At 46.7% G+C, this 484-nt stretch carries 1 tRNA gene and 1 rRNA gene; both read right to left on the bottom strand.

Annotated elements, in window-relative coordinates:
- Positions 1 to 256: 256 nt before the first annotated feature.
- Positions 257 to 332, bottom strand: a tRNA-Glu gene (locus KQJ19_RS23840).
- Positions 333 to 417: 85 nt separating this feature from the next.
- Positions 418 to 484, bottom strand: a 16S ribosomal RNA gene (locus KQJ19_RS23835); the annotation flags it as partial.

Here is a 484-nt window from a genome sequence, read left to right as displayed (position 1 = left end):
GCCAGGGCATCCACCGTGTACGCTTAGTCGCTTAACCTCACAACCCGAAGATGTTTCGTAAAACACTTCAGTGTTGCAAAAATTTGAGAGACTCGAACACACCGCTTTTCATTTCTTATTACGGAGAAATGAAACAGTGTGTCGTTTCAATTTTCAGCTTGATCCAGATTTTTAAAGAGCAAATATCTCAAACGAGACTCGGAAGTCTGTTTTGAGATACTTCGGTCGGCGACTTTCACTCACACATACCAGCAAGTGGCGTCCCCTAGGGGATTCGAACCCCTGTTACCGCCGTGAAAGGGCGGTGTCCTGGGCCTCTAGACGAAGGGGACACTGAAGTCTCAATCGCAAGACGCCTTGCTATTTACTTTTCATCAGACAATCTGTGTGAGCACTACAAAGAACGTTTCTTTAAGGTAAGGAGGTGATCCAACCGCAGGTTCCCCTACGGTTACCTTGTTACGACTTCACCCCAGTCATGAAT

The organism is Citrobacter sp. S46_ASV_140, from assembly GCF_018919545.1.
Taxonomy (GTDB): domain Bacteria; phylum Pseudomonadota; class Gammaproteobacteria; order Enterobacterales; family Enterobacteriaceae; genus Citrobacter; species Citrobacter braakii.
The sequence above is the reverse complement of the archived record's forward strand: the minus strand, read 5'-3'. Positions and strand labels throughout refer to the sequence as shown.